We start from the raw sequence: 21652 nt of genomic DNA, 5'->3' as shown, positions 1-21652 counted from the left end.
GTCGATCAGGACACGCAAGCGTAGTGCATCCGTGGAACCGTTGCCACGGAAAGCGCGGGCATATGCCCGGCAGTTCGGCTCAACGTTTACCGGGTTTGCCCGGACGCGATGCGGGCGCGCGGGCCGCGCCGCCAGCTGCGCCGGTGACGCGCGGCGGCAGGCCGGTGTGCTGGGTCAAGAGCTGGCCCTTGCGCGGCGTGGCGGCCTTCATTGGCGCGGATGTCGGGGCCTTGGCGGCAGGCTTGGCGGTCGTCGAGTTCTTGCGCCGCGCACTGTCGTAACTGCCGTCGGTCAGCGGCTGGTAGCTCGGGATCAGGTGGTGCTTGCCGTTGCCGATGAGGTCGGCGCGGCCCATGGCCTTCAGCGCCTCGCGCAGCAGAGGCCAGTGGTTGGCATCGTGGTATCGAAGGAAGGCCTTGTGCAGCCGGCGGCGGCGCTCGCCGCGCACGATGTCCACGCTCTCGCCACGCGCCGGGTCACGGCTGATGCCCTTGAGCGGGTTCTTGCCCGAGTGGTACATCGCCGTGGCCGTGGCCATGGGGCTGGGGTAGAAGGTCTGCACCTGGTCGGCGCGGAATCCGTTCTTCTTCAGCCAGACGGCGAGGTTCATCATGTCCTCGTCGCTGGTGCCAGGGTGTGCTGCGATGAAGTAAGGGATCAGGTATTGCTTCTTGCCGGCCGCGGCGCTGGCCGCCTCGAACATCTGCTTGAAGCGGTCGTAGCTGCCGATACCCGGCTTCATCATCTTGGACAGCGGGCCGCCCTCGGTGTGCTCGGGCGCGATCTTGAGGTAGCCGCCGACGTGGTGCGTGACGAGCTCCTTCACGTACTCCGGCGACTGCACGGCCAGGTCGTAGCGCAGACCGGAGCCGATCAGGATCTTCTTGACGCCCGGCAGCGCACGCGCGCGACGGTACATCTTGATGAGCGGATCGTGGCTGGTGTTCAGGTTCGGGCAGATGCCCGGGTAGACGCAGCTCGGCTTGCGGCAGGCGGCCTCGATCTCCGGGCTCTTGCAGCCGATGCGGTACATGTTGGCCGTGGGGCCGCCAAGGTCCGACACGATGCCGGTGAAACCCTTGACCTTGTCGCGCATCTCCTCGATCTCGCGGATCACGGAGTCTTCCGAGCGGCTCTGGATGATGCGGCCCTCGTGCTCGGTGATCGAGCAGAAGGTGCAGCCGCCGAAGCAGCCACGCATGATGTTCACGCTGAAGCGGATCATTTCCCAGGCCGGGATCTTGGTCGCGCCGTCGTGGCTGCCGGCTTCGTCCGCGTAGCTCGGGTGCGGACTGCGCGCGTAGGGCAGGTCGAAGACGTGGTCCATCTCCGGCGTGGTCAGCGGGATGGGCGGCGGGTTGATCCACAGGTCGCGCTCACCGTGGCGCTGCACCAGCGCGCGGGCGTTGCCGGGGTTGGTCTCGAGGTGCAGCACGCGGTTGGCGTGGGCGTAGAGCACCGGGTCGCTCTTGACCTGCTCGTAGGCCGGCAGGCGAACCACGGTGTGGTCGCGGGGCGGCAGCGCGAGCTTGCCGGTCTTCCTGCTCAGGTGCAGCTGGATCGGCTGGGCGGCGCCCGGTTCGGCGGGCGTGGCGCAGGAGGCGCCCTTGTCCGCAGCCGTTTCCTCGACCATCTGGTAGGGGCTGATCAACTCGTCGATGCGACCCGGCCGGTCCACCTCGGTCGAGTCCAGTTCGAACCAGCCTGCCGCCGTCGGATCGTCGTCGCGGCGCATGAAGGCCGTGCCGCGCACGTCGGTCAGCGTCTCGATGGGCTCGCGGCGCGCCAGGCGGTGGGCGATCTCGATGATGGCGCGCTCGGCATTGCCGTAGACCAACAGGTCGGCCTTGCTGTCGACGAGGACGGAGCGGCGGACCTTGTCCTGCCAGTAGTCGTAGTGGGCGATGCGGCGCAGGCTCGCCTCGATGCCGCCGATGATGACCGGCACGTCCTTGAAGGCTTCCTGGCAGCGCTGCGTGTAGACCAGCGTGGCGCGGTCGGGGCGCTTGCCACCCTGGCCGCCGGGCGTGTAGGCGTCGTCGCTGCGGATTTTTCGATCAGCCGTGTAGCGGTTGATCATCGAATCCATGTTGCCGGCCGCGACGCCGAAGAACAGGTTGGGCTTGCCCAGCGCCTTGAAGGCGTCGGCGCTCTGCCAGTCGGGCTGCGCAATGATGCCGACGCGAAAGCCCTGGGCCTCCAGCGTGCGGCCGATGACGGCCATGCCGAAGCTGGCGTGGTCGACATAGGCGTCGCCCGTGACGATGATGATGTCGCAGGAATCCCAGCCGAGCTGCTCCATCTCCGCCCGGGTCATGGGCAGGAAGGGCGCGGGGCCGAAACGCTTGGCCCAGAACGGGCGGTAAGCGGTCAGCGCCTTCGGGGCGGCGGGTAGTGCGGACATAAGACAGCGATTGTCGGTGGACAGGCCCAGAAAGCACAAAGCCCGCGCTAAGCGCGGGCTTCACTCAACGGCCGAAGCCGTGAGGGATTACAGCGAACGGATGTTCGAAGCTTGCAGACCCTTGGGGCCTTGCTTGACTTCGAATTCAACCTGGGCGCCTTCGGCCAGGGTGCGGAAGCCGCCGTTGTTCTTGATTTCGCTGTGGTGGGCGAACAGGTCCTTGCTGCCGTCGGCCGGCGTGATGAAGCCGAAGCCCTTGCCGTCATCAAACCATTTGACGGTGCCGGTTTGCATGGTGCTCATGAGAATTTCCTTGGTGTCGTTGAATCAATTTGCCCGCAGCCCGAACGGCTGCGGCAAAACACAACACTCAAGATCAGACGAGACGGACATTCCAGCCAGCGGAATCGCCGACTGAATCCGGCATTGTAGCTGCCGCTCAGGCTGCGCGCAGGATTTGAATTGCGCCGGCCATGTTGCGGGCGTGCGGCGCACCGCCCTGAACCCGGCTTTCCTCGAAAACCGCACAGGCGCAATCCCGGCAGGCGCCGCAGGCGGTGGCGACCAGCAGGTCGTCCTGCAAGGCGTCGAAGCTGGGGCAACCGGACGACGCCGCGATGGCGATGTCGCGATCAGAGACTCGGTGGCAGACACAGACAATCATGGGGTCGAAGTCTAATGCGAATCGGTCTCATTTGCAGAAAGAGCGGTTTTGCTGAAGGGCTTTCTGTCGGGATACTGCGGCCCAATGTCACGAATTCGGAGCTTTCCATGAAAGGCGACCCCCAGGTCATCGCCCACCTCAACGCCCAGCTGAAGCTGGAGCTGACGGCCATCAACCAGTACTTCCTGCATGCCCGCATGCTGAAGAACTGGGGCCTGCTGAAGATGGCCAAGCACGAGTACGAAGAGTCCATCGAAGAGATGAAGCACGCCGACAAGCTCATCGAGCGCGTGCTGACTCTGGACGGCCTGCCCAACCTGCAGGACCTCGGCAAGCTCTACATCGGCGAGAACGCCGTCGAGACGATGGAGTGCGACCTGAAGATCGAGAAGGCCGGCTATGCCCACCTGAAGGACGCCGTCGCCTACTGCGAGAGCGTGCGCGACTATGTGTCCCGCGAGCTGTTCGTGCAGATCCTGGACGACACCGAGGAACACATCGACTACCTCGAGACGCAGTTGGAGTTGGTGACCACCGTCGGCGTGCAGAACTATCTCCAAAGCCAGATGGGCGATCCCAGCTAAGCCATCCCGGAAGTCACGGCGGGTTAGTCCGGAGTAACAAGACCGGCCTCCCGCGCTCAATAGGGGCATGCAAGTTCTGCAGGCCCCTTTTTTATGCAGCTGCCCGTCATGAGCTGGCTGACCCGGCTCGGCTTCGTCGCGCCTGCGGCGGCTCAGGCGGACGAGGCCTCGCTGTTGCAGCGGCTGGCGGCGGGCGACGCCGATGCGCTGGCCCTGCTTTACCGGCGTGAGAGCGGCTCGGTTTACCGCTACGCGCTGGCCCTGGCCGGCGACGAGGCCGCCGCGCTGGACGCCGTGCAGGAGGCCTTCGCCCAGTTGCTGCGCGGCCGCAGGGCTACCAGGCCGACCGTGGCTCGCTCGGCGCCTACCTGGCCGGCATGGCCCGCCACCAGTTGCTGAACCACTGGCGCGACGCCCGCCGCCTTGTGCCGCTGGACGATTCGCTCGAAGACGACGAGCACGCCGAAGCCACACCCGCAAGCGACACCCGCCTCGCCCAGGCCCAGCTGCAGGACACCCTCTGGGCCGGCATCCGCCGCCTGAGCTGGCCGCAGCGCGAGGCCCTCGTCCTCGTCGACCTGCAGGAACACAGTTACGACGCCGCCGCAAGCATCGCCGGCATCAGCGTCGACGTGCTGCGCACCCGCCTGCACCGCGCACGTCAACGGCTCGGCGAGCTGCTGGCCGTGGGAGAACGACCATGAACACCAACGACACCCCCGACTGGCTGCGGCCGGCCCGCGCCGCGTTCGCGCGGTTGCGGCCCGACGCCGCGCAGGACGCCGCCACGCTGGCGACGCTGACCCGGCAGCTGCGTGCCCGCCACACACCGACCGAAACGTGCGAGCCGCGCTGGCTCCGTCGGCTGGCCTGGGGCAGCGGCGCCCTGGGCGCCACGACCGCCCTGCTGATGTGCGCCCTGCTGCTGCTGGACCCGCCCGACAGCCGCGCCGAACCACTCGCGGCCGGCGGCAGCGGCTTCATCCCCTTGGTCCCCGAGCGCGAGTTCCGCGCCGCACTGGCCGCCGGGCGGAGTGCCGCCGTCTGGCTGCAGCCCGCCGAGCTGCCGCGCGAACGCTTGGCCCTGCTGGGCCTGCCCTTTGATGCCGCACGCGCCGACGAGCCGGTGCGCGCCGAGCTGATGTTGAACCCCCTCGGCCAGGTGCTGGCCGTGCGCATCCTGAACTGATAGTTGGAGACCCGACCATGAAGAAACCCCTGACAAGCCTGACCCTGTGCGCACTTGCTGCCTGCGCCTTCGCACAGGACCACGACACGCTGCGCCTCAACATCGAGCGCGACGTGGCCCTGGCGCTGGCCGACCTGCCCGTGCACCTGGCCCTGGGCGACCGGGCCCTGAGCTTCGCCGGCCGCGAACTGGAGGCGGAGCGCGTCGTCAAGGGCGCGCCTTACTGCGCCACCGCCGTGCACGAGAACGTGCAGGCGCTCGCCGACGGCAACCGCATCGTGCGCAGGCAGCAAAGCCAGCTCTGCCGCGATGGCGAGGGCCGCACGCGCCGCGAGGTGCAGCGCGAGGGCGGGCCCAAGGTCGTCTACCTGAACGACCCGGCCACCAAGGAGAGCTGGGTCATCCACCCGGAACAGAAGCGCGTGCAGCGGTTGCGCGGCAACACCCTGTCGTTCCGCGGTGGCGACGACGCTGCACACGCCGCCTGGCAGGCCTCCATGCAGGACTGGGGCGAGCGCATGAAGGAACAGGCCGGGCGCTGGCGGGACTGGGGCTCCCGCGTGGCCGAGCAAGCTCGCAGCGCGGACGCCGGGCGTGTGCGCGCCCGCGCGGCGGCGGGTGAGCCGGGCATCGTCATCGAGCAGGAACTCGTCGCGCCGCTGGCACCCGCAGCACCCGGCGCCAGCGCCCCTGAGCGGCGCCGCGAACTGCGCGTCCTGCGCGCCAGCGAAATGCCCGCGCCGCCCGCCTTGCCAGCGCTGCCAGCGCCCCTGGCCATTCCCGTGCCGCCCATGCCACCGCTGCTGCTGAATGGCCCGCTGCTGCCGCGCGAGGGCGGCACGACGACGGCGCTGGCGCCGAAGGAGATCGACGGCGTCAAGGTCAACGGCGAGCGCACGACCTGGACCATCGAAGCCGGCAAGATCGGCAACGAGAAGCCCATCGTCATCAGGCGCGAGGTGTGGCGCAGCCCGGAGCTGATGCTGACCGTCTCCAGCCGCGACGCCGACCCGCGCCAGGGCGAGCAGAACTACCGGCTGGAGAAGATCAAGCGCGGGGAGCCCGACCCGGCGCTGATGAAGCCGCCGGCGGAGTTCAGCGAGACGCCGCGGCGCAGCGCCAGGCCGGCGCCGAATGCACCGAACGCCCCGACCGCGCCAAGCGCGCCGACGCGCTCCTCCTGATTCACTGAACCGGCGGCGCTGCCGGCACGACCGCCGTGGACGGCGCCGGCTTCAGCAGCCCGGCCAGGTTCTGCGCGATGCCGGTGATGCCCTGGTTGGACAGGCCGGCGTCGTGCATGACGGCGTCGACGATAGGCTTGGCGATCTGGTACTGCAGCGCCGAGTTCATGACCTGCTCGGGAAAGGTCGCGCCGTTGTTCGCCGCGCCCTCGCCCGCGCCGCCGCCCTGGCCGGGCATGCCATTCACCTGAACGATGCGGATGGATTCGATGTTCTCCATCGGCTTCACCGCCTCCGCCAGGATGGCGGGCAACTGCTGCAGCAGCTGCGTGCGCACCTGCAGCTCGACCTGCGCGGCCGACAGCGTGTTGAGCGCCTCGTTGATCGCGCGGCGGCCCTCGGCCTCGGCGATGGCCGCGGCCTGCTTGGCCTTGGCTTCGATGGTCAGCGCCTCGGCGCGGTCGATCGCGGCTTCCTTTTCGGCGGAAGCCGACACCTTGACCGCGATGGCGTTCTGCTCGGCGTCCTTGCTCGCCTCGATCAGTTGAATCGCCTTGTCGCGCTCGGCCACGGCCACCTGGCGCGCGGTGTTGACGGTTTCCTCGGCCTTGACGGCTTCGGCACGCGCGAGGTTGGCGGCGGCGTCGGCCTCGGACTGCTCGCGTGACTTGGTGGCAATCGCGATCTGCGTGTCCTGCCGCGCAATCTCGACCTGCTTGCGTTGCTCGGCGCGCTTCATCTCGGTCTGGCGCTCCTGCTCGATCTCGCGCGTCTGGATGACCAGCGTCTTCTCGATCTCCGCCGCCTTGATCTCGCGCTCGGCCTCGATGCGGCGCTGGCCCACCTGGCGCTCGGCTTCAATCTTCACAGTCTCGGCCTCACGCGTGCGCTCGGCCTGCTGGGACGCGATCTGCGCCGACTGCTCGGCCCTCGCCATCTCGATCTCGCGCTTCTGCGTCAGCGAGGCGAACTCCTGGTCCTTCTCGATGGTCAGCTTCAGACGCGAGGCTTCGAGGTTCTTGGTGCGCACCTGCACCTCGGTGTCCTGCTCGACGTCGTTGCGCTGCTTGCGGCGCGCCTCGGTCTGCTCGGTCAGGCGCGTCAGGCCCTCGGCGTCGAAGGCGTTGTTGGGGTTGAAGAACTGCTTGTCGGTCTGGTCCAGGCTGGTCAGCGAGACGGATTCCAGCTCCAGACCGTTCTTCTCCAGGTCCTCGGCAACGGCGTTCTGCACCGCCTGCACGAAGTCGCGGCGCTTGTCCTGCAGCTCCTGGATGGTCATGGTCGCAGCGGTGGCGCGCAGGCTGTCGACGAACTTGTCCTCCACCAGCGCCTTCAGCTCGTTCGGGCTCATGGTCCGCAAACCCAGCGTCTGCGCCGCCGTGCTGACGGCTTCCTCCGTCTGCTTCACGCGCACGAAGAAGGCGGCCGTCACGTCGACGCGCATGCGGTCCTTGGTGATGAGGCTCTCGCGCTCGCGACGCAGCACCTCGAGCTTGAGCGTGTTCATGTTGACGAGCACGCGCTCGTGGAACACCGGCAACACGATGGCGCCGCCGTCCATGATGACCTTTTGGCCGCCGAGGCCAGTGCGCACGAAGGCCAACTCCTTGGTGCTGCGCTTGTACAGCCGCGCAAAGACGAAGCCGATGGTCAGCAGGCCGACCAGTGCAATGCCGGCGATGCCGGTGATCTCGATGACGTTGTCCATTTTTTGAAGTCCCTCCGTTCAGATCAGATGAGGATGCGGGTTCGCGATGCAGCGGTAGAACGCGCCCAGCTTGCGCACGATCAGTATCTGGGCGCCTTCCTCGAACACTTCGTCGTCCAGGTCGGGCTCGACCATCAGGTAGTGGACGCGGCCATGCGCGTCGCGCACCCGCGCCTGCGCCGCCAGCCCGCGGCGCGCCGCACCGCCGCTGACGACACCGCCGCGGCCCACCAGCGACTGCTCGCTGACGGCACTGGTCTCGTCGCGCGGAATGATGTGAGCCACCAACGAGCCCAGGCCGCGCACCGTCGCCAGCCCCGGCGGCACCGCCAGCAGCCCGGCCAGCCACGCCGGCAGAAAGCCCCCGAGCAGGTTGAACGCCACCTTCTGCAGCGCATAGCCGAACAGCGCGTAGCCCAGCAGGAAGAGCAGCAGCAACACCAGCGCCGGCACGCGGCCCAGGTGCAGCCAGCCGAGCACGCGGTCCAGGCCGGACTCGGGCATCGCGTGGGGCAGCAAGTCGTCGATGACGTTGCTGGGGCTGAGCGCAACCAGCATGCCCAGGCCTTCCAGCAACGCGATGGCCACGATGAGCGCCACGGCGACGCCGAAGGGCATGGTCTCGGGCGACGTAAAGAGGTTCATCGAAGCAATCCCTGGGAGTTGCGGACGGGCAGGAGTGTCACGCTTGTCCAGCCTTGATTTGAGCCATGCGTTCGGCGATCTTGTTGTCGCGCATCAATTGCTCCAGTTCGCTCAGGCGCGCAGCCTGGTCCAGATTGCCTGCCTGCTGCGTGCCGTCCAGGCCGGTCTGGCGCTGGTAGATCTTGTCGAAGGCGTCCGTCACCTTGCCCAGGCGCTGCTCCACGTTCGACTGGCCGACCGGCTGCGCGGCAGACTCCGTCGCCGCGCGGCTCTTGCGGAACTCGGCCAGCGCCTCCTGCATCTCGCGCTTCTTGGCGAGCAGCGCCGCAGTAAATCCCTGCAGCTCCTGCTCCTGGCGGGCCAGGTCGGCGAGCGTCGTTTCCAGCACGGGAATCTGCGCCTCGATGTCGATCTGGCGCGACACGGCGGCTCGGGCCAGGTCTTCGCGAGAATCGGCCAAGGCATGCGCGATCTGATCGCTCAGTGCTTCATGGCTGCGATTGAGCTTGGCATGTTGCTGCTGCGCCAAGTGGCGGTTGGCGCTGACGAGGCCCAGCTCGTGGCGCACGTCGTCGATGACGCCGTCGGCCTCGCGGATGGCCTGCTCCATGGCAGCGTGGGGGTTGAGGTCCTCGATCTTGTCCAGCAGCGCGTGCATGCCACCGGCAATGACGCGGCCCACACGGGTCTTCAGGGAATCGGCCATCTCAGGCTCCTTTGGTCATGGTCAGGGTCGAGGCCAGCTCGACGGTGGCGGTCAGGTGGCGCTTCACCACCTCGGGGTCGAAGGCATGCGCGCCACCGGTGGTGGCCTGGCGCAGCAGCGATTCACTCAGCAGCGCGGCGCGGCGCACCAACGAGTCTTCCAGCTTCGCCGCTTCGTCGGCCGACGTCGGCGCGCTGCTGATGACGAGCGCCATCAGTGTCGTGACCTGCTCGACGAGCAGGTTCAGCACCTCGGAATGCCGCCCCTCGCTCCCTTCGATGCGCACCAGCGCCTCGCGCAGCCGGTGCGTCAGCTCCCGCGCCCAGCCGTGGGCAGCGACGTAATCGAATGCGCCGTCATGCTGGCGCTTGAGCTGGCCGAGCAGCACGCGCAGCTTGTCGCTGTTTGTCGTGGCGCCGTCCACCTGCAGCTGCGCCAGCCATAAATACAAGTCGCTGGGAATCCGCGCCGACAGCGGCTCCATCGTGATCGTCTGCGTCGCCATGCGGCACCGCCTTCAAATGAGTTCCAACGAACGCGAATGTATTCGTTTGAATTCATTTGTCAACAGCCCGTCTTCACGGGCGCAGAACGGGCGATGGCCAGCTAGGCGGCGTCCAGCATCTGGCTGAAGAACTTCTCCCCACTGATCCGCGGCTTGTAGGCCGACACGGCCTTGGCAATCGCCGCGATGTGGTCGGGCGTCGTGCCGCAGCAGCCGCCGGCGATGTTCAGGAAGCCTGCCTTGGCGAACTCGCCCACAAGACGCGCCGTCACGTCGGGCGTCTCGTCGAAGCCGGTGTCGCTCATCGGGTTGGGCAGGCCGGCGTTGGGGTAGCAGCTGACCGCGACCTCGCCCGCGACCTTGGACAGCTCCTCGATGTAGGGCCGCATCAGCGTCGCGCCCAAAGCGCAGTTCAGGCCGATGGCGATGGGGCGGGCGTGGCGCACCGAGTGCCAGAAGGCGGTCACCGTCTGGCCGGACAGGATGCGGCCGGAGGCATCGGTCACCGTGCCGGAGACGATGACGGGCAGGCGCTCGCCGGTGTCTTCCATCAGCTCGTCCAACGCAAAGATGGCGGACTTGGCGTTGAGCGTGTCGAAGATGGTCTCGACGAGGAAAACGTCGGCGCCGCCTTCCAGCAGCGCCTTGGCCTGCTCGTAATAGGCCGCGCGCAGCGTGTCGAAGTCGACATTGCGGGCGCCGGGGTCGTTGACATCGGGACTGATGGACGCGGTGCGCGGCGTCGGGCCGAGGGCGCCGGCCACGTAGCGTGGCTTGTCGGGCGTCGAGAACTTGTCGCAGGCAGCGCGAGCGATCTTGGCTGCCTCGACGTTCATCTCGTAGGCCAGCCCGGCGAGGTCGTAGTCCTCCTGCGCGACCGAGGTGGCACCGAAGGTGTTGGTCTCGATGAGATCGGCCCCGGCGGCGAGGTATTGCTCGTGGATCTCGCTGAGCACGTCGGGCCGCGTGAACATCAGCATCTCGTTGTTGCCCTTCAGGTCCTTGTGATGGTCCTTGAAGCGCTCGCCGCGGTAGTCGGCCTCGCTGAGCTTGTAGCGCTGGATCATGGTGCCCATCGCCCCGTCGAGCACGGCGATGCGTTGCTGAAGGATGGCGGGCAGGTCTTTGGCGCGGGTGTAGGCAATCGGCTTCATGCCGTGATTTTCGCTGGCTCTTGGCGCGTGAGCCGTTGACGCGCAAGAAAGCCTGACTTGCGAGCATTTCTACGGCAGGCATCAACGCGCCAAGACCCTTGACGCAGCTCGGGCAATGGCCTCTCCGAGCTGGGTCGCCGGTGATCACGGCAATCTTTTTGCTTGTCAGTCCTCGAAGAAGGATTCAGCTTCGGCCAGCACCACGTCGGGCGCTTCCTCCGCGATGTAGTGGCCGCTGTCGACAGCGCGGCCGGTCACGTGCTCAGCCGCAGCCTGCCAGAGCTTGAGCGGCTCGAAGCAACGGCCGACGACACCGCTGGCGCCCCACAGCACGCGCAGCGGCTGCGTGACGCGCCGGCCAGCGTCGCGGTCGGCGCGGTCGTGCGTCAGGTCGATGCCGGCGCCGGCGCGGTAGTCGGCGCAGATGGCGGCGGCGGTTCCGGGCCGGGCGATACAGCGCTCGTACTCGGCCCAGGCGTCTGGCGAGAAAAAGCTGCCGCCCCGGCGGCCCATGCCGTCGCGCAGATAGGCGAGGGGGTCGGCCTCGATCAGGCGCTCGGGCAGCGGCGCCGGCTGGATGAGAAAGAACCAATGCCAGTAGGCGCGCGCAAAGGCCTCGGTCGTGCCCTCGTACATGGCCAGCGTGGGCGCGATGTCCAGAAGCATCAGCCGCGTGACGGCGCCCGGGTGGTCCAGCGCCAGCCGGTGCGCGACGCGGGCACCGCGGTCATGGGCCAGCACGGCGAAGCGCGCGTGGCCAAGCGACTGCATCAGCGCCACGGCGTCCAGCGCCATCTCCCGCTTGGCGTAAGCCGCGCTGCCCTCGCCGGCTGCCGGGCGGTCGCTGTCGCCATAGCCGCGCAGGTCCATCAGCACGACGCGGCGCGTCTGCGCCAGCACCGGCGCCACGCGGTGCCACATCGCCATCGTCTGAGGGTGGCCGTGCAAAAGCAGCAAGGGCGGCCTGCCGGTGTCCAGCGGGCCGCCCTGGCGGGCGAACAACGTGACGCCGTCACGCTGCACGTTCAAGGATTCGAAGCCGGTCCACATGGTGGACCGATTCTGTCAGGCGGTGCGCAGGAAGTAGAGGTTGCTGCCGCTATTGGCCAGCAGCACGAAGCCGTGAAGCGCGGGCACGTAGCGGAAGCGGTTGTGCACGCCGCCGATGCCGACCGCCGACGGCTTGATGCTGCCTGCTCCGAACTTGAAGAGGCTGATGTCCCAGACATTGCTGTCATTGGGCGTGATCACGTAGACCCGACCGGCCGAGGTGCCCTGGCCGGCGTAGAACAGGAAGCGGTCGTTGTCGGCGTCGTAGTCCAGCGCGGCATAGCTGGGCTGCTCGGCAAGCCACTGGTCGAGCGCAGCGCCGGGGTTGAAGCGCACGCTCTGCTGCTTGCCTGCACCCAGCGGTGCCCGGCTGGCGCTGAGGCGGAAGGGGTCGTAGCCCTGGCCGTCGCCCCATTGCAGCGTGAACAGCTGATTGCGCTTCGTATCCACGGCGATCGGCCAGCGCACCACGTCGTCGCTCCGCTGGGTCAGCCCGTAGCTCCAGGCCTTGGTCTGGGGTGACCATTTCGTCAGCTGCGTGCTGATCACCTCGCCGGTGCTGCGGTTCACCACCGCGCCATAGGTGCCAGCAGGCGCGTCTGGCCAGGTGCCGGCCGGGTCCCAGGTATTCGTGTCGAGGTTGAAGCCGTCCACCTTGGCGTAGTCCACCGCGGAGCCATAGACGGCTCGTGCGCCGAACAGCATCAGCCGGTTGACCTGGGGCACAAAATGCAGCGAGCTGTACAGATGCCGGGACGCGGGCTTGCCGTCAGCGTAGTAGGCGACGTCGCGCGCAGTGCTGCTGCTGGCCGCCAGGCGCAACTTCCAGCTCGGCGCGTCGGCGGTCAAGTTCAGGGAAACGACACGGTTGTCGGCCGAGTCGTTGTGCCCACCGGCTGCCGCAATCAGGATTTCGTTGCTGATCTCGTTGAAGGCCATGCCGCTGAAGGCATCGATGGCCGCACCGCCCGCACCCGCCGTGCCGGGAATCTCAAACCACTCGTTGAGCGGCTTGTTGGCCAGCCAGGCCGGCATGAAGCGCGCCGGTGCCACCGCCCAGACCGGCGCGCGGGTGAAGGCCTCCTGCAACACGGGCCAGTTGCTCGCCTGCATCACGCGGTTGTACGCCGGCAGTGCGCCGGTGACGCCATGGCGCACGGCGTAAGAAATGGCAGGCATCAGATTGCCCCAGAAGGAACGCTCGCCCGGATAGAACTCACAGGCCAGCTTCCCTTCCACCGCACCCAGCCAGACAGGGCGGACGAGGTAGGTGGCGGCATAGACCTCGGCCGCCGTGGGGTACCAGGGGCCGGTGCCGTTCTCGTAGTCGGGCCGCGACGCCGGACTGATGACCATGGTGTACGGTGCCGCATTGATGTACCAGAAGGCATTGGACGGCCCGAGGCGGCTGATGACGCTCTGCGCCTTCCAGCGGAAGAAGGCGGCCAGCTTGCTGGTGTTGTCTGCAGAGATCGGCAGCCCCAGCGCCAGCGTGTAGCCGAACACGGCGGTCACGAAGTCCTGCTGCCAGGAGGCGCCGATGCGCAGGATGTTGTCGTAGCCCTCGCCTGGCAGCACCCAGCCCCAGGGGTTGTTGGGCTTGGCCACATAGGCGGCGTGGAAGAACTGGATGTTGGCCTCGACCGAGGCACGGAACTCGGCGTGAAGCGTGCTGTCGCTCTCCGGTGTGACGGCGAGCGCCTGCACCAGCGAACGCATGTCCCAGGCGCTGGACCGGGTCTGCCAGGCACCGACGTCCGTCTGCGTCAGGTTCTGCGAGCCGCGCCGCTGCTTGGACCCGGTGTCCTTGGTCAGGAAGTTGATCGTCGTCGCGAACTGGACCTGCTCCATGAAGTACCAGCGGCCCGTCACCAAGTAAGCCATATAACCCACCGAGGGGCTGTGCGCGCAGTCCCAGACCGGCGGGCGGGTGCCAGCGACGGTTGGCGTGGTGCCGCCACCGCTGCCAATATCACGCACCGGGGAGTTCGGGTGCAGCACCAGATTGGGGTGGCTGGAGAAGCGCAGCGGCCGCTGCGTCTTCTCGTCACGGTAGTGGATCGGGTAGCGGCCGGCGGCATAGCCATTGCGCACCACGGCGGCGTAGTTTTCGGCAACGTCGCTGGTCAGATAGAGCACGTCATGCTGGGGCAGCAGGCCGATGGGCTCCTGGTAGCCCGTGGCCGGCATGCTGTCGCCGTCGTAGAGGAGGTTGCACTTCTGCAAAGGCGCGAAGGTGGTGGCGAGGCCTTGCGCCGCCCCCGTAGTGGCGGCAACGCGCGTGCTGTAGGTCGGCACCTGCTCGGTGGCCTGCAGATAGACCGCGTCGTGGCGCGGCGTCACGCCGGGATCGTCACCCAGCCAATGGGACAGCGCCGTGCCGCTGATGAGCGGCGTGCGGCAGTGGTGAGGCAGATCGATGGCTGACGAAAAACGTTGGCGCGCCCCCAGCGTGAAGACGAAGGTGGCCGACTTGTTGGTCGGGCCGCTCACGGTCAGGTAGCCGTTCTCCACCCAAGGCAGCACCTCGACCGCCCCGCCGGCAAACAGGCGCACCTCCAGCCATGCCACGAGGTGAGGGTCGCTGCCGAAGGGCTTGCGGAAGATCCACGACGACATCTGCGAGCCGCTGACCCAGGTGGTCTGCGGCGCATCCCAGTCGGCCGCACCGAAGCTGGCCGAGCCGAGGGCGCCGGCGCCGAACTCGGCGGTGATGCCGGTCTTCTTCAGGTCGGCGATCCCCAGCGGCGTGCCCGGCGTGACCGGATCAATGCGGCGCAGGCGCACCTCCAGCACGGTGCCGGCTGTCAGGTCGACCAAACCGGCCAGCTGAGCAAACTTCAGCGAGCCGTCGGGCCAGGTCGTCCGTGAAATGACCTGCATGCCGCTGATGCTCGCGCCGACGCTGCTGCCGGCAGGGATGTCACCACGTCGGAAGGCATACCCAAGGCAGTACGGCGCCCTGGACTGGGTCTTGCTGCTCAGCAGACTGAATTGCATGAGGCCGGCAAAGATGCCCAGTGCGGGCCCTGGCGGCGCGGGCGCCGGGGGCGGAGGTGCCGGCGGCGGCGGGGGCGGCGGAGGCGACGCGGGGACCGGCGGCTTGGGCGCGGCGGTCGCCTCTGCGCCAGGGAGCACGGCCGCTGCTTCGGTCAGGGCTGGGCTGCTGCCGCCGCCGCAACCGATCAGGGGCAGCCCCCCGCTCACTGCTGCTGAATATTGAAGGAACTTGCGGCGTTGAGCGTCTGTCATGAAAAAGCGATCCTATGCAGCACAGTGACTGTGCATGCGGGCATACAAAAGGGGGACAGCGGCGATTCTGGTGGCGGCTGTTGCAGCCCCCGTGGCCAAACGTTACGGGCGCGCTTTCGCGCGGCGGTATAAGTTGGCGTTATGCAGTCCCATTCTGGCGTAGCTTGCTGACGGGTCGCCGTCCCCAACAATGCCCACTATTTCGCGCCCAGGCGCTCAGCAACTTCTCAAGCGATGAAGCCTTTCTACCCCGCTTTGCTGGCCCTCCTGACCCTTTGCGGTGCACCGGCCGCACTGGCTCAGGGCAAGCCCCTGATCTACTGCGCCGACGCCAGTCCGGAAGGCTTCGACCCCGGGATGTGGGACAGCGCCAGCACGAACATCGTCGCCAGCCAGATGTTCGACGGCCTGCTGGGCTTCAAGCGGCCGACGACCGAGCTGGTTCCCAAGCTGGCAACGAGTTGGGAGATTTCGCCAGACGCGAAGAGCTTCACGTTCAGGCTGCGCGAGGGCGTCAAGTTCCACAGCCCCCCCTGGTTCAAGCCCACGCGCGACTTCAATGCCGACGATGTGCTCTTCACCTTCCAGCGCTTTATTGACCCAACCACCCCGTTCAACAAGGCTTTTTCCGTCAACTTCGTCTATCCGCAAAATCTGGGCTTGGCGAAATTGATCGAAGGCATCGACAGAATCGACGACCGCACAATTCGTTTCCGGCTCCGTCAGCCTAACGTGACCTTCGTCGCAAACTTTGCCTTTGGCTGGGCGGGCATTCAGTCAGCCGAATACGCGCAGCAGCTGTTGAAGGCCGGCCAGGCGTCGCAAATCAACGTCCAGCCGGTCGGCACCGGGCCTTTCATGTTCAAGAGCTACGCCAAGGACGACGTGCTGCGCATGACGGCCAACCCCGACTACTGGGGCGGCAAGCAGCCGACGACCAACCTGGTGTTCAGCATCAGCCGCGAACCGAATGTGCGCGTGCAGAAGATTGCCGCCGGTGAGTGCCATGTGACGGCAGCGCTGCGTGATGTCGACGTCTCCTCGCTGGCCGGCAACGCCAACGTCAGCATCGAGAAGATACAGGCGCTCAACATCTCCTACCTGAGCTTCAACCTGAAGAAGCCGCCCACCGACAAGCGCGAGGTGCGCGAGGCGCTGGACATCGCCATCGACCGCGACGCCATCTTCAAGGCCCTGTTCCCGCGGGGCGACGCCACGCAGGCGGTCAGCGCCTTCCCGCCCGCCATCCCCGGCTACAACAAGAGCCTGAAGAACGAGTTCGACCCCGCCAAGGCCAAGGCGCTGCTGGCCAAGGCCGGCTTCCCCAACGGCTTCGAGATCGACCTGTGGGCCCTGCCCGTGCAGCGCCCCACCAACCCCAACGGCCAGCTGATGGCCCAGCTCATCCAGCAGGACTGGGCCAAGATCGGCGTCAAGGCCAGCATCAAGACCTTCGAGTGGGGCGAGTACCTCAAGCGCGCCAACAACGGCGAGCACAACGTCTACATGAGCGGCTGGAGCGGCGAGACCGGCGACGCGGACGACTTCCTCACGCCCAACCTGAGCTGCGCGGCCAACAAGAGCGGCGTCAAGTTCTGCAATGTCGAGTTCGAGAAGCTCATCGACGAGGCCCGCGCCACGCCGGACCAGAAAAAGCGCATCGCCCTGTACGAGAAGGCGCAGGAGATCTTCAAGCGCGAGCGGCCGTGGATCACGATGGCGCATTCCACCGTCTACATCCCGATTCGCAAGGATGTGGTCGGCTTCAAGATGGCGCCGAATGGGTCGGTGGACTTTGAGGGCGTGTACCGGAAATGACGCGTCGCGGCCGTGGTGACTTCCTGGGCCGGGGGGCTGACAGATGCGCCTGAGGCACATCGAAGTCTTCCACGCCATCATGCAGGCCGGCACCATCAGCGGTGCCGCCCAACTGCTGCACATCTCCCAGCCCGCCGTCACCAAGGTGCTTCAGCACTGCGAGCTGCAGCTCGGCATGCCGCTGTTCGACCGCGTGCGCGGCAAGCTCTACCCGACACCCGAGGCGCAGCGCCTGTTCGTCGAGATCGACAAGCTCAACCGCGACCTCGTCGGTATCCGCCGCCTGGCCGCCAACCTCAAGCTCGGCGAGAGCGAGCAGGTGCGTCTGGTGGCGACACCCGCCGTCGCCATGGCCATCGTGCCCGCCGCGATGACACCCTGGTGCAAGGCCTTTCCCAACTCCCGTTGCTCGCTGGCCACGCACCACACGCGAGAAATCGTCTCCGCGCTGCTGCTCGGCGAGGCTGACCTGGCCCTGTCGCTGCAGGACCCGCACCACCCCGGCATCAAGGCCGAGACCATCGCCAGCGGCGCCATGGTCGCCCTGTGCCCGCTCGGCAGCCCCGAGGCTGAAGGCGACGGGCCGCTGGGGCTGGCCGACATCCGCAGCGAGATCGTCGGCCTGCAAAGCGACGACCCGCTCGCCGGCCTGCTGCATCACGCGGGCGAGGCGCTGGGCCAACCCCTCGCCAGCCGCATCACCGTGCAGACCTACCAGCTGGCGCGCGCGCTGGTCGAGGCCGGCGTCGGCATGACGCTGGTGGACCCCTTCACCGCCGCCAGCGCCGACCTGACCCGGCTGCGCGTGCGCCCGCTGACGCCGACGGTACCGGTCAACCTGCACCTGCTCACCGCCGCCAGCGCGCCGCTGGGCCAGGCCTCGCGCCGGCTGGTGCGCTTCATCACGGCGGCGGCGCAGTCGCATCTGGCCGGGCTGGCGGGGTCGGCGTGACACCCTCCATCGCGATCGAAGACATCGCCGCCCACCCGGACTTCCGTCCCCTCGCCGGCCTGGCCCACGGCATCGCCGTCGACCTGCGCTACGCGACGGCCGACAACTTCGTCGGCCATTCCGTCTACGCCGGCATCGACTGCGCCTGGCTGCGCCGCGAGGCCGCCGCTGCGCTGGAGCAAGCCGCCGCCTGGCTGCACGAACGCCGCCCCGGCTACCGCCTGCTCGTGCTGGACGCGCTGCGCCCACAACGCGTGCAGCAACGCCTGTGGGACGAGCTGCAGGGCACGCCGCTGACCATGTACCTCGCCCACCCCGAGCGGGGCTCCATCCACAGCTTCGGCATGGCGGTAGACATCACCTTGCTCGACCCTGCCGGCCGCGAAGTCGACATGGGCAGTGGCTTCGACGAGATGACGCTGGCTTCGCACCCCGACCACGAGGCCGAGCATCTGGCGCTGGGCACACTGACGGCGCAGCACCTGATCGAGCGCGGTTGGCTGCGCGCGGCAATGCGGGCCGCGGGCTTCCACGGCATCAGCACCGAGTGGTGGCACTTCGACTTCGGCGACCGCGTCGCGGTGAGGCGGGATCTGCCGCGGGTGCTTTAGACCCGCTTCTGCATGAAGACGCTCAAGGGGTCGTCGGCATAGCCACCGAACGGCCCGCAGCGCTCGTAGCCACAACGGCCGTACAGGCCCAGCGCCTCGGGCTGATAAGGCCCCGTCTCCAGCCTCAGCAGCTGGCAGCCGCGCGCCACCGCCTCGGCTTCGAGCTGGCTGAGCAAGCGCTGCGCAACGCCCCGGCCGCGCGCCGCCGGCCTGACGAACATGCGCTTGAGTTCACCGGACTCGGCACTCATCACGACGGCGCCGCAGCCCACCGCCTGCAAAGCAGCATCACGGGCCACGGCGAACAGCACGTTCGGCTGGGTCAGCGATGCGAGGTCCAGCGCATGCCGACTCTCGGGCGGGTAGAGGGAGTCCTGGTAGGCATCCAACTCGGCGATGAGGGCGATGACCTCGGGCTGGTCGGGCGATTCAAAGTCAATGCTGTGCATGGGCAGGCGGAACGGCGCTACGGATTGATCGCAAGCCCCGTGCGTATCCGCTTGGGCTTCAGAAATTGACCTGTCCATGCGTTCAGATCTCGATGTCATGTGTTCGACCCTTGGCCATTGCGCTCAGCGAGCACCGTTTTCAAGTGCTCCTTGAGCTCTTCCTTCTTTTCGCCCGAATGCGCATTTGCAATCGCAAGCTCAGCCGCAGCCCGTGCTTCGGCGCGACGCCCGAGCGCGAAGAGCAGTTGCGCCTGAGCTGCGCCAATGAGCCAGTCATTGGGAAACGCATCGAGTGCGGAGGCCAAAACGTCAAACGCTCGGCCAGCCTGATCCTGACGGGTGAGATGCACGGCCAACGAATAGCGCGCCATCTTCACGCCGACATCGGCCTCGGAATTCGCCCGCGCCAATTCAGCGTTCAGCGCCTTCTCGTAGTGCGCAGCGGCTTCGCTGTGCCGGCCCAGATCCGTGAGTACACCTGCAAGCGAGCTATGGAAATACTCGCAACCTGGCTGCTTGCCTTTGAGCAGTGAAATGGCGCGCAAGTACCCATCCGCCGCTTCCTCAAGGCGCCCGGCTCCCCAAAGTTTGAGCGCTGCCTTGGCGAGTGAATTTGCTTGCTGGTGATCAATCATGTGTGCAATGGAAAGGAGCGGCGTTCAGCGCTGAGGAATGGAGTCGTGCATGACCCATTCCGATGGCGCGATGCCATATGTCTCTTCCACGCAGGCGAGAGCCTCTTGCACGGTTTCGTGCCATGAGTCTGCGGCAAAGCGCCCATCCAAAGATTGGCAGACAAGCAGGAAATTCTTGTTTCCATCGTCGGTGACATCGAATCGAAACTCAATCTCGAGCGCGTTGTCGTCGTCAGGATCGGCCGGGGACCAGCCGCTGTTCGGGTGACCAAGGATGCGTACCACCCGGCACGCGATGGCTGCATAGGATTTCATTGAAGTGCTCCATTCGTTAGACGAGAGCCGCTGCCGGACAACGCCGGAGCAACCGTCGCAAGCGTTTGGTGGGCATTGACTATGCCCACGCGACCAGCCCGACGGCTGAAACGACATAAAAAGCCAGCCCAGCCAGCAACAGGCCTACTCGCGTGATGACGCGTCGGCCGTCACGCTTGAAAGAGAGCGCGCCAGCCATGCCGTAGACGCGGCCCTCGCCAGAGCCGAGCTGCTCGCCTCGCCAGCGCCCGAAGGTGGCCAGCGACACGACCGCACGGCCGGTGCCGATCAGCAGCAGCTCAACCGCCACCCACACCGCAAAGCTCAACAGCTCCTCCAAGCAACGCGCTCCTCAATGGCCAGCCAGCTCAGCTTGCAGCCGCTGAAGTACGCCGTGGATGCTCGCCCCCTCACTGATCTGCGGATTCGAGTAGCCGTCGCTCTTGCCCGCCTCCTGCTCCCGCACCTCGATGACCGTGCGCGCGCGGGCGTGGGCTTCCGTGAACGACCAGGTCTTGCGCAGCGCTTCCTCGTACATCGCCCGGCCGAAGAAGGTCAGCTCGGAGCGCTTGCCGCAGCCGTAGGAGGTGTGGTCGGCATCGGCCGCCGTCATCACCAGCGTGCCGTCGCCAGCCAGCGGTGCGATCCAGCTGCCCGAGTAGCAGGCGGAGACCGAGATCACGCGCCAGCGCACGCCGGCCTCGTCCAGCCAGCCCTTCAGCAACTGGGGCGTCATTTCCTCGGTCTGCAAGGGCCAGGTGTTGCTGGCCAGCTTGCCGTCTGCACCGCCGTGGGAGGTGAGGTGCAGGAAGAGCACGTCGCGGTCGCGGTCCATCACGGTGGCGAGGTGGGCGATGGTCTTGTGCAGGTTCAGCGGCGTGGCCCACGGCAGGGTCTTGACCGTGGCGGGGTTGGCCACCAATTCCACGAGACGGCCGTCCGCACCGAAGCGCTCGCGCATCGTCCTGGCCACGACGGCGCTCTCGCGCATGAACACGTCCTCGGCAGCGTACGGCGCGTAGGTCAGGCCGTAGACATTCACGCGGTCGGGGCGCGGCGGTTGCAGCGCCTCCAGCGCGTCGACAAGCAGCTGCGGCTGCACGCTGACGACCTCGTCAGTCAACGGCAGGCCGGCGTAGCGGGGTTCGTCGTCGGCCTGCGGCTCGGACCACCAGAAGGTGACCGGCGCCAGCCAGCCGCCCACGACCAGGGGGATGGCCGTGAACAGCAGCGCCGCAGCGCGCGCCGGGCTGGGGCCGGCCACCCGGCACAGCAGCACGACCTGCGCGAGCCAGGCCCAGAGCATGGGCATCAGCCAGACCGTCCAGGCCAGTGCAGCCGGCCAGTCTTCTCCCGGGCCCAGCACCGCCCGCAGCGCGAGCAGCACGGCGCTACCGCCGAGATTGAGCGCCAGCCATGCGCCGCTCGACACCGCCAACAGCGTCGCCGGGCTGACCGCCGCAGCGCCCGTTCTCACGCCCGACCTTGCCACCACCCAGCACAGCCAGGCGATCACGGCAACGCCCACCCAGCCGCTGAGGATGCCGTGCCACATGAACCTCGGTTCGCCCGCCAACAGCGCCCGCTGGACCACCAGCGCCAGCGGATAGCCGGCCAGCGTCAGTGCCGCGAGCGTCAGCGGCCGTGCCTCCAGGCCTTCCCACCGAGGCGACCGCAACGCCAGCATCCGGCCTCCCTCGCGCAGCCAGGCCAGGCGGCCTCGCACGGCGTCGCCCTCGACCGCCGGCGACAACCGAGGCAGATCAGCACCGGCACCCGGCACCGACGTCTCTTCATCCATTCGCCAAGTCCTCCCTGCCGCTCATC

Annotated in this window: 23 protein-coding genes; 8 read left to right on the top strand and 15 right to left on the bottom strand. The window is 67.4% G+C overall.

The genetic code is table 11. The features are described from left to right. Positions 1-79: 79 nt before the first annotated feature. The 3 genes from AC0IZJ_RS20915 to AC0IZJ_RS20905 all read right to left on the bottom strand — a co-directional run bounded on the left by AC0IZJ_RS20915 (position 80) and on the right by AC0IZJ_RS20905 (position 3068). On the bottom strand, positions 80-2404 hold the full coding sequence (locus AC0IZJ_RS20915; protein ID WP_471853378.1) for a YgiQ family radical SAM protein: 2325 nt from the start codon (positions 2402-2404) through the stop codon (positions 80-82). Positions 2405-2491: 87 nt separating this feature from the next. Next, the gene (locus AC0IZJ_RS20910; protein ID WP_056875433.1) at positions 2492-2698 is read right to left on the bottom strand and encodes a cold-shock protein; all 207 of its coding nucleotides are present in this window, start codon (positions 2696-2698) and stop codon (positions 2492-2494) included. Positions 2699-2843: 145 nt separating this feature from the next. Next, positions 2844-3068, bottom strand: a complete 225-nt coding sequence (locus tag AC0IZJ_RS20905) for a (2Fe-2S)-binding protein (protein ID WP_471853377.1) — start codon at positions 3066-3068, stop codon at positions 2844-2846. A gap of 107 nt (positions 3069-3175) precedes the next feature. On the opposite strand from AC0IZJ_RS20905, the gene bfr reads away from it, so the two are divergent. The 5 genes from bfr to AC0IZJ_RS20880 all read left to right on the top strand — a co-directional run bounded on the left by bfr (position 3176) and on the right by AC0IZJ_RS20880 (position 6025). Then, the gene (gene bfr, locus AC0IZJ_RS20900; protein WP_471853375.1) at positions 3176-3652 is read left to right on the top strand and encodes a bacterioferritin; all 477 of its coding nucleotides are present in this window, start codon (positions 3176-3178) and stop codon (positions 3650-3652) included. A gap of 108 nt (positions 3653-3760) precedes the next feature. Then, positions 3761-4051 carry a sigma factor gene (locus AC0IZJ_RS20895; RefSeq protein WP_471853374.1) on the top strand — a complete coding sequence of 97 codons (291 nt, stop codon included), beginning with the start codon at positions 3761-3763 and terminating at the stop codon, positions 4049-4051. Next, positions 4030-4356 (top strand): RNA polymerase sigma factor, encoded by a 327-nt coding sequence (locus AC0IZJ_RS20890; RefSeq protein ID WP_471853373.1) that lies wholly within the window; start codon positions 4030-4032, stop codon positions 4354-4356. The genes AC0IZJ_RS20895 and AC0IZJ_RS20890 overlap by 22 nt, the downstream gene beginning before the upstream one ends. Further along, a complete protein-coding gene (locus AC0IZJ_RS20885) occupies positions 4353-4841 on the top strand; it encodes a hypothetical protein (RefSeq protein ID WP_471853371.1) in 489 nt (162 codons plus the stop codon). Before AC0IZJ_RS20890 ends, AC0IZJ_RS20885 begins: the two co-directional genes overlap by 4 nt. Positions 4842-4858: 17 nt before the next feature. Beyond that, entirely contained in the window at positions 4859-6025 is a 1167-nt protein-coding gene (locus AC0IZJ_RS20880) for a hypothetical protein (protein WP_471853369.1), read from the top strand. Between the two features lies 1 nt (position 6026). On the opposite strand, the gene AC0IZJ_RS20875 is transcribed toward AC0IZJ_RS20880, so the two are convergent. The 7 genes from AC0IZJ_RS20875 to AC0IZJ_RS20845 all read right to left on the bottom strand — a co-directional run bounded on the left by AC0IZJ_RS20875 (position 6027) and on the right by AC0IZJ_RS20845 (position 14793). Further along, positions 6027-7733: a flotillin family protein gene (locus AC0IZJ_RS20875; RefSeq protein WP_471853367.1), complete on the bottom strand. Its 1707-nt coding sequence runs from the start codon at positions 7731-7733 to the stop codon at positions 6027-6029. An 18-nt stretch (positions 7734-7751) separates the two neighbouring features. Next, positions 7752-8378, bottom strand: a complete 627-nt coding sequence (locus AC0IZJ_RS20870) for a YqiJ family protein (RefSeq protein ID WP_471853365.1) — start codon at positions 8376-8378, stop codon at positions 7752-7754. Positions 8379-8415: 37 nt separating this feature from the next. Beyond that, positions 8416-9084, bottom strand: coding sequence for a PspA/IM30 family protein (locus AC0IZJ_RS20865; protein ID WP_471853363.1), 669 nt, complete (start codon positions 9082-9084; stop codon positions 8416-8418). 1 nt (position 9085) lies between these two features. Continuing rightward, complete coding sequence (locus tag AC0IZJ_RS20860) at positions 9086-9589, bottom strand: hypothetical protein (protein ID WP_471853362.1); 504 nt, start codon at positions 9587-9589, stop codon at positions 9086-9088. A 101-nt stretch (positions 9590-9690) separates the two neighbouring features. Then, positions 9691-10743: a homocysteine S-methyltransferase family protein gene (locus tag AC0IZJ_RS20855; RefSeq protein WP_471853360.1), complete on the bottom strand. Its 1053-nt coding sequence runs from the start codon at positions 10741-10743 to the stop codon at positions 9691-9693. Between the two features lie 165 nt (positions 10744-10908). Further along, positions 10909-11793, bottom strand: coding sequence for an alpha/beta fold hydrolase (locus AC0IZJ_RS20850; protein WP_471853358.1), 885 nt, complete (start codon positions 11791-11793; stop codon positions 10909-10911). 15 nt (positions 11794-11808) lie between these two features. Continuing rightward, a complete protein-coding gene (locus AC0IZJ_RS20845; RefSeq protein WP_471853357.1) occupies positions 11809-14793 on the bottom strand; it encodes a hypothetical protein in 2985 nt (994 codons plus the stop codon). Between the two features lie 486 nt (positions 14794-15279). Between AC0IZJ_RS20845 and AC0IZJ_RS20840 the strand changes: the two genes are divergently transcribed. The 3 genes from AC0IZJ_RS20840 to AC0IZJ_RS20830 are packed head-to-tail and all read left to right on the top strand — an operon-like array spanning position 15280 to position 18426. Then, on the top strand, positions 15280-16863 hold the full coding sequence (locus AC0IZJ_RS20840; RefSeq protein ID WP_471853355.1) for an ABC transporter substrate-binding protein: 1584 nt from the start codon (positions 15280-15282) through the stop codon (positions 16861-16863). A gap of 43 nt (positions 16864-16906) precedes the next feature. Then, a complete protein-coding gene (locus AC0IZJ_RS20835; RefSeq protein ID WP_471853353.1) occupies positions 16907-17815 on the top strand; it encodes a LysR family transcriptional regulator in 909 nt (302 codons plus the stop codon). Continuing rightward, positions 17812-18426 carry a M15 family metallopeptidase gene (locus tag AC0IZJ_RS20830; protein ID WP_471853351.1) on the top strand — a complete coding sequence of 205 codons (615 nt, stop codon included), beginning with the start codon at positions 17812-17814 and terminating at the stop codon, positions 18424-18426. Before AC0IZJ_RS20835 ends, AC0IZJ_RS20830 begins: the two co-directional genes overlap by 4 nt. On the opposite strand, the gene AC0IZJ_RS20825 is transcribed toward AC0IZJ_RS20830, so the two are convergent. From AC0IZJ_RS20825 to AC0IZJ_RS20805, 5 genes are all read right to left on the bottom strand, one after another. After that, complete coding sequence (locus tag AC0IZJ_RS20825) at positions 18423-18875, bottom strand: GNAT family N-acetyltransferase (protein WP_471853350.1); 453 nt, start codon at positions 18873-18875, stop codon at positions 18423-18425. The genes AC0IZJ_RS20830 and AC0IZJ_RS20825 overlap by 4 nt on opposite strands. A gap of 95 nt (positions 18876-18970) precedes the next feature. After that, the gene (locus tag AC0IZJ_RS20820) at positions 18971-19510 is read right to left on the bottom strand and encodes a hypothetical protein (protein WP_471853349.1); all 540 of its coding nucleotides are present in this window, start codon (positions 19508-19510) and stop codon (positions 18971-18973) included. Between the two features lie 24 nt (positions 19511-19534). After that, complete coding sequence (locus AC0IZJ_RS20815; RefSeq protein WP_471853347.1) at positions 19535-19825, bottom strand: hypothetical protein; 291 nt, start codon at positions 19823-19825, stop codon at positions 19535-19537. A 79-nt stretch (positions 19826-19904) separates the two neighbouring features. Then, the gene (locus AC0IZJ_RS20810) at positions 19905-20165 is read right to left on the bottom strand and encodes a hypothetical protein (protein WP_471853345.1); all 261 of its coding nucleotides are present in this window, start codon (positions 20163-20165) and stop codon (positions 19905-19907) included. A 12-nt stretch (positions 20166-20177) separates the two neighbouring features. Next, positions 20178-21626 carry a C13 family peptidase gene (locus tag AC0IZJ_RS20805; protein WP_471853344.1) on the bottom strand — a complete coding sequence of 483 codons (1449 nt, stop codon included), beginning with the start codon at positions 21624-21626 and terminating at the stop codon, positions 20178-20180. Positions 21627-21652: the final 26 nt, after the last annotated feature.

The organism is Roseateles sp. AC306, assembly GCF_979253795.1.
The sequence above is the reverse complement of the archived record's forward strand: the minus strand, read 5'-3'. Positions and strand labels throughout refer to the sequence as shown.

Excerpts from the sequence above, each read along its gene's own strand:
- AC0IZJ_RS20915 (WP_471853378.1), bottom strand. The coding sequence starts at position 2,404 with ATGTCCGCACTACCCGCCGCCCCGAAGGCGCTGACCGCTTACCGCCCG.
- AC0IZJ_RS20910 (WP_056875433.1), bottom strand. The coding sequence starts at position 2,698 with ATGCAAACCGGCACCGTCAAATGGTTTGATGACGGCAAGGGCTTCGGC.
- AC0IZJ_RS20905 (WP_471853377.1), bottom strand. The coding sequence starts at position 3,068 with ATGATTGTCTGTGTCTGCCACCGAGTCTCTGATCGCGACATCGCCATC.
- bfr (WP_471853375.1), top strand. The coding sequence starts at position 3,176 with ATGAAAGGCGACCCCCAGGTCATCGCCCACCTCAACGCCCAGCTGAAG.
- AC0IZJ_RS20895 (WP_471853374.1), top strand. The coding sequence starts at position 3,761 with ATGAGCTGGCTGACCCGGCTCGGCTTCGTCGCGCCTGCGGCGGCTCAG.
- AC0IZJ_RS20890 (WP_471853373.1), top strand. The coding sequence starts at position 4,030 with ATGGCCCGCCACCAGTTGCTGAACCACTGGCGCGACGCCCGCCGCCTT.
- AC0IZJ_RS20885 (WP_471853371.1), top strand. The coding sequence starts at position 4,353 with ATGAACACCAACGACACCCCCGACTGGCTGCGGCCGGCCCGCGCCGCG.
- AC0IZJ_RS20880 (WP_471853369.1), top strand. The coding sequence starts at position 4,859 with ATGAAGAAACCCCTGACAAGCCTGACCCTGTGCGCACTTGCTGCCTGC.
- AC0IZJ_RS20875 (WP_471853367.1), bottom strand. The coding sequence starts at position 7,733 with ATGGACAACGTCATCGAGATCACCGGCATCGCCGGCATTGCACTGGTC.
- AC0IZJ_RS20870 (WP_471853365.1), bottom strand. The coding sequence starts at position 8,378 with ATGAACCTCTTTACGTCGCCCGAGACCATGCCCTTCGGCGTCGCCGTG.
- AC0IZJ_RS20865 (WP_471853363.1), bottom strand. The coding sequence starts at position 9,084 with ATGGCCGATTCCCTGAAGACCCGTGTGGGCCGCGTCATTGCCGGTGGC.
- AC0IZJ_RS20860 (WP_471853362.1), bottom strand. The coding sequence starts at position 9,589 with ATGGCGACGCAGACGATCACGATGGAGCCGCTGTCGGCGCGGATTCCC.
- AC0IZJ_RS20855 (WP_471853360.1), bottom strand. The coding sequence starts at position 10,743 with ATGAAGCCGATTGCCTACACCCGCGCCAAAGACCTGCCCGCCATCCTT.
- AC0IZJ_RS20850 (WP_471853358.1), bottom strand. The coding sequence starts at position 11,793 with ATGTGGACCGGCTTCGAATCCTTGAACGTGCAGCGTGACGGCGTCACG.
- AC0IZJ_RS20845 (WP_471853357.1), bottom strand. The coding sequence starts at position 14,793 with ATGCAATTCAGTCTGCTGAGCAGCAAGACCCAGTCCAGGGCGCCGTAC.
- AC0IZJ_RS20840 (WP_471853355.1), top strand. The coding sequence starts at position 15,280 with ATGAAGCCTTTCTACCCCGCTTTGCTGGCCCTCCTGACCCTTTGCGGT.
- AC0IZJ_RS20835 (WP_471853353.1), top strand. The coding sequence starts at position 16,907 with ATGCGCCTGAGGCACATCGAAGTCTTCCACGCCATCATGCAGGCCGGC.
- AC0IZJ_RS20825 (WP_471853350.1), bottom strand. The coding sequence starts at position 18,875 with ATGCACAGCATTGACTTTGAATCGCCCGACCAGCCCGAGGTCATCGCC.
- AC0IZJ_RS20820 (WP_471853349.1), bottom strand. The coding sequence starts at position 19,510 with ATGATTGATCACCAGCAAGCAAATTCACTCGCCAAGGCAGCGCTCAAA.
- AC0IZJ_RS20815 (WP_471853347.1), bottom strand. The coding sequence starts at position 19,825 with ATGAAATCCTATGCAGCCATCGCGTGCCGGGTGGTACGCATCCTTGGT.
- AC0IZJ_RS20805 (WP_471853344.1), bottom strand. The coding sequence starts at position 21,626 with ATGGATGAAGAGACGTCGGTGCCGGGTGCCGGTGCTGATCTGCCTCGG.